This is a genomic window from Catellatospora methionotrophica (assembly GCF_011297335.1).
GTDB lineage: Bacteria > Actinomycetota > Actinomycetes > Mycobacteriales > Micromonosporaceae > Catellatospora > Catellatospora methionotrophica.
In genome coordinates this window covers 148,797-158,015 of the sequence record NZ_JAAOTJ010000017.1, presented here as the reverse complement: position 1 = coordinate 158,015, position 9,219 = coordinate 148,797, and the positions used below count along the sequence as shown (strand labels likewise).

The window sequence follows — 9,219 nt, the reverse complement described above, 5'->3', positions numbered from 1 at the left end:
CGGCGAGTTCCTCCCCCACCCACCCCGCCGCCCCGCCCGGCCCCCACCCCCATGCGCAACTCTTAAAGAGTTGCGCCTTCGAAGCCCTCCCGAGGCCGCGACTCTTTAAGAGTTGCGGCAGGTGGGGGGCGGTGGGGTGGGTCAGGGGGTGAGGCCGGCTAGGCGGAGGAGGAGGGGTTTGACGTCGGTGGCGGCGAAGGTTTCGCGGGACTGGGTGGGGTCGGAGCAGATGAGCAGGGGGGCGTCGGCGGGGGTGGTGGGGAGGCGGCCGTGCGAGCCGCGGACGGCGCGGGCGCCGGCGTCGAGGCCGACGACGTTCATGAGGTAGCGCATGCCGGTCTTCTTGCGGAGCAGGGCGGTGGCGGCGCGGCGTTTGGCGGCGGCGGGGGCGGCCGGGTCGAAGAAGAGTTCGGCGGGGTCGTAGCCGGGCTTGCGGTGGATCTCGACGAGGCGGGCGAAGTCGGGGGCCTTGTCGTCGTCGAGCCAGTAGTAGTACGTGAACCAGGCGTCGGGCTCGGCGACCAGGACCAGTTCGCCGGAGCGCGGGTGGTCGAGGCCGTGGGCGGCCTTGCCGGACTCGTCGAGGACCTCGGCGACGCCGGGCAGGTTCGCGCAGATCTTGGCGACGACGGCGCGGTCGGCCGGGTCGGCGACGTAGACGTGCGCGATCTGGTGGTCGGCGACCGCGAAGGCGCGCGACGTCCACGGATCCAGGTATTCCATGCCCGCCTGGGTGTGCACGCGCAGCAGGCCCTCGGCGCGCAGGGCCCGGTTGACGTCCACGGGCCTGCTCACCGGCGTGATGCCGTACTCCGACAGGGCCACGACCGTCGCGCCGCGTGCCGTACACGCGTCGAGCAGCGGGCCGAGCACGTCGTCGAGCTCGCGGGCGGCGGCGGCGGCCTCGGGGCCGTACGGGCCGAAGCGCTGCAGGTCGTAGTCGAGGTGCGGCAGGTAGACCAGGGTCAGGTCGGGTGAGTGGGCGGCCATGATGTACCGGGCCGCGCCCGCGATCCAGCGGGTCGAGGCGATGCCCGCCCCCGGCCCCCAGAACTGGAACAGCGGGAACGTGCCCAGTTCGGCGGTCAGCGCGTCGTGCAGCTGCGGCGGGTCGGTGTAGCAGTCGGGCTCCTTGCGCCCGTCGGCCCGGTACACAGGCCGGGGCGTGACCGTCCAGTCCACGTCGGCGCCCATGGCGTACCACCAGCAGACGTTGGCCACCGTGTAGCCGGGCCGGGTCTTGCGGGCGGCCTGCCACACCTTCTCGCCGCCGACCAGCGCGTGGTGCTGCCGCCACAGCAGCACCTCGCCGAGGTCGCGGAAGTACCAGCCGTTGCCGACGATGCCGTGCTCGGCCGGCATGACGCCGGTCAGCAGGGTCGACTGGGCCGAGCAGGTGACCGCGGGCAGCACCGTGCCCAGCGGCGCGGCGAAGCCGGTGTCGGCCAGCGCGCGCAGCCGGGGCATGTGCTCCAGCAGGGACGGGGTCAGCCCGACGACGTCGAGCACGACCACGGGGGTCACGGTGTCCACGGGCGGACCTCCTGCAGTTCCATGGTGCTCAGCGGGGCGGCGGGGCCGCTCGGGGTCAGCCCGAGCGCGGTCAGCTCGTCGCGGGCGAACGCCAGCTCGGCGGCGAGGCCGGAGGCCAGCTGCGCGGGCGTGACCGGCCGTTGCGCCGGGGGAAGCACGTTCCAGGTGTACGTCTCGACGTCCACGTGGTCGCAGCCCGCGGTCGCGCCGCCGAACAGCTCCTTGAGCGCGACGCGCAGCTCGGGCAGGGTGCTGCCGAGCGGCGGGGCCGGTTCGGCGTGCAGCGGCACGTGGTAGTGCACCCGCCACGGCTGCGGGGTGCGGCGCGGGCGCGGCAGCAGCCGGTCCAGGGCCTCGCCGAGGTCGTCGGCGGCCTCGCCGCGTGAACCCCGGGTCTGGTGCAGGAAACGCGGCTCGTCGTAGCCGCGCAGCACGGCCTGCGCGGCGACCGGGTCGTCGGCGGTCAGCGCTGCGGAGACCTGCACCTTCATCACGGGCAGCCCGGCGCGGGCGAGCCGGGACAGCGCCTCGGCGGGTTCCTCCCAGGCGCAGGCCAGGTGCGCGAGGTCGAGGCATACGCCCAGCCAGTCGGGGTCCATGCCGGTCCACAGCCGGGCGGCCTGCTCGGTGGTCTCCACGACGCAGCCGGGTTCGGGCTCGAAACCGACCTGCACGGTGCGGCCGGTGCGCCCGGCGATGGCGGCCAGGCCGTCGGCCAGCTCGTCCAGCACCCGCCCGGCCGTCCCCGCCCGCTCGGGGCCCCACGGCTCGCGCCAGGCCAGCGGCAGCGTCGAGATCGACCCGCGCACCGCGTCGTCGGGCAGCAGGTCGGCGAGCACCACGGCCAGGTCCAGGGTGTAGCGCAGGCGTTCCGGGGTGGTCCAGTCCGGGTGGTACACGGCGTGCTTGACGACCTCGGCCTGGAACGACTGGTACGGGAAGCCGTTGAGGGTGACCACCTCCAGGCCGCGCAGGTCCAGCTCCCGGCGCAGGCGGCGGCGCAGGTGCGGCTCGGCGGCCAGCGCGGACGCCGCCGGGGCGGCCAGCCACAGGCCCAGGCCCAGCACCTCGGCGTCGAGTTCGCGGCGGATCGCCGTGCCGTACGTGTCGAGCTGCGCCACGATGCCGTCGAGGTCCTCGGCCGGGTGCACGTTGGTGCAGTAGCTCAGGTGCACCGTCTGCCCGTCGGGGTGTGCCAGCCGCATCAGGCCCCGCCCCGCTTGATCGAGTTCCCGGCGAAGTCGGCGGGCGCGTCCGTGTCGGACAGGTCCAGCCGCCCGGACTGGCCGTAGAACGCGGCCGGGTTGCGCCACAGCACCCGGTCGACCTCGTCCTGTCCGAACCCGGCCGCGAGCATGGCCTCGCCGGTACGCAGGGTGAGCAGCGGGTCGGAGCGGCCCCAGTCGGCGGCGGAGTTGACCAGCATGCGCTCGGTGCCGTAGCGGCGCAGCAGCTCGACCATGCGCGGCGGCGACATCTTGGTGTCCGGGTAGATCGAGAAGCCCAGCCAGCAGCCGGTGTCGCGGACCAGCTCGACGGTCACCTCGTTCAGGTGGTCGATCACGACGCGGCCCGGGTCGATGCCGGACTCCTTGACCACGTCCAGGCTGCGCTGGGTGCCGCGTACCTTGTCCCGGTGCGGCGTGTGCACCAGTGCGGGCAGGTCGAACTCGACGGCCAGCGCGAGCTGCGCGGCGAACGCGTGGTCCTCCTGTGGCGTCATCGCGTCGTACCCGATCTCGCCGACCGCGACGACCGCGTCCTTGTCCAGGTAGCGCGGGACCAGTTCGAGCACCTCGCGGCAGCGCGGGTCGTTGGCCTCCTTCGGGTTCAGCGCGATGGTGGCGAAGTGACGGATGCCGAACTGCCCGGCCCGGAACGGCTCCCAGCCGATCAGCGCGTCGAAGTAGTCGGCGAACGAGCCGGGGCTGGTGCGCGGCTGGCCGAGCCAGAACGACGGCTCCACCACGGCGCGCACCCCGGCGGCCGCCATCGCCTCGTAGTCGTCGGTGGTGCGTGAGGTCATGTGCACGTGCGGGTCGAAGATGCGCATCAGATCCCCTTCTCGGCTTTGAGGTGGGCCAGCAGCGCCGCCGCGTCGTCGGGCAGCTCGCGCCCGGCCGCGTGGCGCTCGTCGGCGACCCCGGCCAGCATCGCGGCCAGCTCGCTGTCGGCCCGGTGGTCCAGATCGTCCACGCAGGTCAGCGGGATGCCCATGAACACGCACTTGACGACGGCCTGCCGCCACGCGGCGGCGTCCAGGTGCGCCGCGTACGGTCCCAGGGCCGCGGCGACCAGCCGGGTGTCGTTGGTGCGGATCGCGTCGTGCAGCAACTCGACGGCGCTCGGCCCGATCGGCAGCAGCGGCAGCGCGCGCAGCACGGCCCGCTTCTCGGCCGCGTCGCCGTGCCGGTAGAGCTCGCGGGCATGTGCCACGGCCCGCTCGGCGGGCAGCGTGGCCAGCAGCACCGCGCGGGCCGCCTCGTCGGCGGTCCAGCCGGGCAGGATCTCGCCGCGACCGCAGCGCCGTGCCGCGGCCGGGAACAGGCGGCTGATCACGGACGGGTCGGCGGCGACCCGGCGCAGCGCCTCGTCCAGCCAGCCGCCGTCGTCCACGGCCGCCAGCGCGGCGCGCAGCACGTCCGGCGCGGGCACCGCCCCGGCCGGGCGGCGCTGGCCCGGGGCGCGCTGCCCCTGCGCGGGAGCCCGGTCGGCCGCGCCGCCGGACTGCCCGGCGGCGGCGCGCAGGAACGACAGCGAGCGCCGTGCCACGTCCGGCGCGGCGTGCGAGTGCCGGGGCAGTTCCACCCCGACCAGCCCGCGGTATCCGGTGTCGGCCAGCGCCCGCAGCACCGGCGGGAACTCGATCTCGCCCTCGCCGAACTCCAGGTGCTCGTGCACGCCCCGGCGCATGTCCTCGATCTGCACGTTGACCAGCCACGGCGCGGCGGCAACGACGCAGTCGGCGACCGGCTCGGGCTCCAGGCACCGGCAGTGCCCGAGGTCGAGGGTCAGCCCGAACGCGCGCGGCATGCCCAGCGCCCGGTGCAGCGTCCGCCACCCGGCAAGGTCCTGCACGAACATGCCCGGCTCGGGTTCGAAGCCGACCGGCACGCCCGCCTTGGACGCCGCCTCGGTGAGCCGTGCGCAGCCGTCGACCAGCCGGTCCCAGGCCAGCTGCGGATCGACCGCCGGGGGGCGCACCCCCGACCAGCACGACACGGCCTCCGCGCCCAGGTCGGCCGCGATGGACACGGCGCGCAGCAGGAAGTCCAGCCGCACCTCGCGCTCGTCGTGCAGCAGCGTGGGCGCGTGCTTGCGGCGCGGGTCCAGCAGGTAGCGCGCCCCCGTCTCGATCACCACGGACAGCCCCAACTCCATCAGCCTGGTGGCCAGGCCGGAGACCCGGCGGGCCAGTCCCGGGGCGTACGGGTCGAGGTGGTGGTGGTCCAGCGTCAGCGCGACGCCGTCGTAGCCGAGGTCGGCGAGCACGGACAGCGCGTCGCCGAGCCGGTGGTTGGCGAAGCCGTTGGTGCCGTACCCGAAACGCAGGTTCATGTGGCCGAGATCTTCCGGACCAGGCGCCTGGCCAGCGGCGCGAGCGCGGCCAGGGCCAGCCCCGTGCCGCCTGCCCCGGTGCGGGCGGCCAGCGTTCCCTGCAACGTCGGCAGCCCGGTGATGCCCGAGCCGACGGCGGTGCGGATACGGGCCGCGTCGGGCGACGCGGCGGCCCGCGCCTGCGCCCGGCCGTAGTGCGTCAGGTACCACCCGGCCAGCGCCACGGGCAGCACCGCCCGCCAGCCCTTGGCCCGGGTCGCCCCGGCGGCGGTCGCGGCGACGGCGACCGTGCCCGCCAGCGTCGCCACCGGCAGTTTCACGTCCGCGCCGGACACCTCGCGCCGCGACAGCGCCGTGACGGTGTACGTGTGCGCGGCGACGGTCAGTGCCGCGGGCACCGCTTTCGCCGCCCGGCCGGTCGACGCGCCCAGCAGCACGTCCAGGCCCCGGCAGGCGGCCATGACCGCCGGGCCCGCCGCGGTGTTCTTGGCTTTCACGTCGTACGCCCACACGGTCGCGGCCAGCGGCACGGCCGTGGCCAGGCCGCGGCGGCCGCCCGCCCACGCGGCGAGCCCCACCCCGACCGCGGTGAGCCCGGCGGCCAGGCCCAGCGCGGTCCGGGGCGACACCCGCCCGCTGGGGATCGGCCGCTCGGGCCGCTCGACGGCGTCGAGCTCCCGGTCGGCCCAGTCGTTGGCCGCCATGCCCGCCCAGTACAGGCACACCGACGCCGCGGCCAGCCCCGGCGTGCGCCGGTCCAGCGTCCCGGCAGCGGCGGCACCGGCGATCACGTCGCCCGGCACCGACAGCGCCGCGGGCGCACGTACCAGCTCGGCAAGGGTGCGCAGTCTCGCCGCCCACCGGCCGCGAGCGTCCCCACCGACGGTTGCCGCACCCGTGTTCCGCGCCGCCGTGCCGGACCCGCGTGCCGGATCGGCCGCGTGCGATGCGGGTCGTTCGAACGACCTCGACCGCACCAGATTCACTTCTCGCGGACGCCGGGCGGTCACCCGGCGGCCCTGGGCGGCGCGCAGGGCGCGGGCGGCGGGCAGGGCCGCGGCGCGCTGCGCCTCGGTCAGCATGGCGGTCGGCGCGGTCACGCCAGGCCCTCGACCATCCGGGCCAGCGCGTCGAACTGGGCGGTCAGCCCGTGCTCGACGTCGCCGAGCGGGTCCTTGAAGAAGAACGCCAGCTCCGGCAGCGGGCCGCTGCGCCCGGCGCGGTGCGCGGCGGCGGTGAGCCGGACCAGGTCCAGGACCAGCGGGGCGGCCAGCGCCGAGTCGCAGCCGTGCCAGCTGAACTCCATCCGCATCGCGGTGCCGAGGAACCCGCGGAACGTGATCAGGTCCCAGGCGGTCTTGAACTCGCCCAGGTCCTCGACGTACTCGATGCGCGTGTCGCCCTGCGGGTGGTAGCCGAGCGTCTCGGCGAGGACCCGCTGCTTGCTGGCCGCCTTGGCGGCGTTCGGCGCGGGCTGGGACAGGTTGGCCCCGTCACCGCCGCCGAGCAGGTTCGCCCCCGACCAGCTGCGCACGTCCAGCGCCCGCATCGCGAACATCGGCGCGAGCACCGACTTGACCAGGGTCTCCCCCGTCTTGCCGTCGTGCCCGGCGTACGGCACCCCGCGCTCGTAGGCCAGCTGCGACAGCGCGGGCAGCCGGGCTCCGGTGGACGGGGTGAAGTCGACGTACGAGCACCCGGCGGTGAAGGCCGCGTACGCGTACAGCGAGCTGGCCGGTAGCACCGGCACCGGCCCGCGCAGGGCCTCGCGCAGCACGTCGAGCGCGGCGTGCGCCTCGTGCGGCTCGGCGGCGGGCTCGGTCGACGACACGTTCACGACGACCACCCGCCCCAGCTCGTGCCGGCGGCGGAAGTCGTCGAGGTCGGCCGCGACGAGCGCGGCGGTCTCGGCCTGCGTCGCGCCGCGCGGCGCGGGCCGCACCTCGGCGTCGAGCGCGGCCAGTTCCGGCTGCAGGGCCGTGACGAGGCGGCCGGGCAGCACGCCCGCGTCGGCGAGCGCGTCGGCCTTCTTGAGGATCGGGGTCGCGATCACGTCGTGCCCGCCGAACACCAGGTCGGCGAACTGGGGCAACTGCGGATGCCGCAACTGCGGCAGTTCCGTGACGCAACCGGTGGGCTCGGTGAGCCCCGCGCGCAGCGCGACGGCTCCGACCATGCTGGTGACGGCGACCGACCCCCGCCCGCCGACCAGCCAAACACCTGTTCGCATGCGGTCTCCCGGGGAGATGGAGGAGAAACCAAGACAGATTACTTGATTTCGCCGAGACTACCCGGATTCGGACGTACCGGCGTTTCGCGAATCATCGTCGCAGCTCACTCCCGCGTTTCGTACGAAGGAAAGGCACCTTCCCATCGCAAAGCGATATGGAAGGTGCCCTTCTTAACCTCGTAGCCCCGGTCAGCGCTCCGGTCGCGGGCGAAGATCGCCGTTTCGTGTCAAGATCTGCGGCCTGACCCCAGGAAGTGACCCGAAACAGCGATCATCAGCCGGACGGGGCCAGCCGTCAGGAGGCGGCGCAGGCGGAGGCGGCCGGGGTGGGCTGGGTGGGGGGCTTGCCGATGGTGGGCAGGCCGAGCATGACGCCGGCGGTACGGGCGACGCGGCCCGCCTCGTAGGCGTCGCCGGCGCGGGTGCGCCGGTGCGAGACCAGCGCTCCGTCGCAGTTCAGGTGGTGCGGGGCGGCGTAGTCGACGACGGTGTGCACGATGTCGCCCGGCCGGACCAGCGGGACCTGCTCCGGGGACACCGCGAAGTGCACCAGGCGGCCGTCGCGGGCGCGGCCGGACATCCGCCCGGTGGCCTGGTCCTTGCGGCCCTCGCCGACCGCGACGAGCACCTCGACCTCGCGCCCGACCAGCTTCTTGTTCTCCGCCCAGGTGATCTCCTCCAGGGTGGCCACGAGCCGCTCGTACCGCTCCTGCACCACCGCCTTCGGCACCTGGTTCTCCATCGTCGCCGCGGGCGTGCCCGGCCGGATCGAGTACTGGAACGTGAACGCACTGGAGAACCGCGACTCGCGCACGACCCGCAGTGTCTCGGCGAAGTCCTCCTCGGTCTCCCCGGGGAAGCCCACGATGATGTCGGTGGTGATCGCCGCGTCGGGCATCGCCGCGCGCACCTTCTCGATGATCGACAGGTACCGGTCCGACCGGTACGAGCGCTTCATCGCCTTGAGCACCGCGTCGGAGCCCGACTGCAGCGGCATGTGCAGCGAGTGGCAGACGTTGTCCGTCTCGGCCATCGCCTCGATCACGTCGTCGGTGAACGCCGCCGGGTGCGGGCTGGTGAAACGCACCCGCTCCAGCCCCTTGTCGCGCAGCTGCCCGGTGGCCCGCAGCAGCTTGCCGAAGGCCAGCCGGTCGCCGAACTCGACGCCGTACGTGTTGACGTTCTGGCCGAGCAGGGTCACCTCCAGCACGCCCTCGGCGACCAGCGCCTCGACCTCGGCGAGCACGTCGCCGGGGCGGCGGTCCTTCTCCTTGCCGCGCAGGGCGGGCACGATGCAGAAGGTGCAGGTGTTGTTGCAGCCGACCGAGATCGACACCCAGCCGGAGTACGTCGACTCGCGCCGGGTCGGCAGCGTCGACGGGAACACCTCCAGCGACTCCAGCAGCTCGACCTGCGCCTGCTCGTTGTGGCGGGCCCGCTCCAGCAGCACCGGCAGCGAGCCGATGTTGTGGGTGCCGAACACCACGTCGACCCAGGGCGCCTTCTTGACGATGTCGCCCTGGTCCTTCTGCGCGAGGCAGCCGCCGACCGCGATCTGCATGCCCGGATGCTTGTCCTTGACCGGGCGCAGGTGGCCGAGGTTGCCGTAGAGGCGGTTGTCGGCGTTCTCGCGCACCGCGCAGGTGTTGAACACGACGACGTCCGGGGTGCGGCCCGGCTCGGCGGCCGGGTCCAGGCGCACGTATCCCGCTCCGTCGAGCAGACCCGAGATGCGCTCGGAGTCGTGCACGTTCATCTGGCACCCGTACGTGCGCACCTCGTAGGTGCGGGCGGGTGCGCTCTGGGTTTCAGGCTGGCTAGTCATCTCAACCGACCAGGGTATCCGGTCACCGGCACGGGTACGGAATCCGGGGAAGTTACCCGGTCGTGACCTCCCA

7 protein-coding genes are annotated in these 9,219 nt (G+C 74.0%); all 7 read right to left on the bottom strand.

The features are described from left to right. Window positions 1-141: 141 nt before the first annotated feature. A complete protein-coding gene (locus HAV40_RS29600) occupies window positions 142-1,533 on the bottom strand; it encodes an alkaline phosphatase family protein (protein ID WP_275413523.1) in 1,392 nt (463 codons plus the stop codon). Then, a complete protein-coding gene (gene eboE, locus HAV40_RS29595) occupies window positions 1,521-2,738 on the bottom strand; it encodes a metabolite traffic protein EboE (protein WP_166386986.1) in 1,218 nt (405 codons plus the stop codon). The genes HAV40_RS29600 and eboE overlap by 13 nt, the downstream gene beginning before the upstream one ends. Then, window positions 2,738-3,586, bottom strand: coding sequence for a TatD family hydrolase (locus HAV40_RS29590; RefSeq protein ID WP_166386984.1), 849 nt, complete (start codon window positions 3,584-3,586; stop codon window positions 2,738-2,740). The genes eboE and HAV40_RS29590 overlap by 1 nt, the downstream gene beginning before the upstream one ends. Next, window positions 3,586-5,091 (bottom strand): EboA domain-containing protein, encoded by a 1,506-nt coding sequence (locus tag HAV40_RS39130; RefSeq protein ID WP_166386982.1) that lies wholly within the window; start codon window positions 5,089-5,091, stop codon window positions 3,586-3,588. The genes HAV40_RS29590 and HAV40_RS39130 overlap by 1 nt, the downstream gene beginning before the upstream one ends. Then, entirely contained in the window at window positions 5,088-5,939 is an 852-nt protein-coding gene (locus tag HAV40_RS29580) for an SCO3242 family prenyltransferase (RefSeq protein ID WP_409365011.1), read from the bottom strand. Before HAV40_RS29580 ends, HAV40_RS39130 begins: the two co-directional genes overlap by 4 nt. Before the next feature lie 248 nt (window positions 5,940-6,187). Next, window positions 6,188-7,321 carry an inositol-3-phosphate synthase gene (locus HAV40_RS29575; protein WP_166386980.1) on the bottom strand — a complete coding sequence of 378 codons (1,134 nt, stop codon included), beginning with the start codon at window positions 7,319-7,321 and terminating at the stop codon, window positions 6,188-6,190. A 295-nt stretch (window positions 7,322-7,616) separates the two neighbouring features. Beyond that, a complete protein-coding gene (gene miaB / locus HAV40_RS29570) occupies window positions 7,617-9,146 on the bottom strand; it encodes a tRNA (N6-isopentenyl adenosine(37)-C2)-methylthiotransferase MiaB (protein WP_166386978.1) in 1,530 nt (509 codons plus the stop codon). Between the last annotated feature and the right edge of the window lie 73 nt (window positions 9,147-9,219).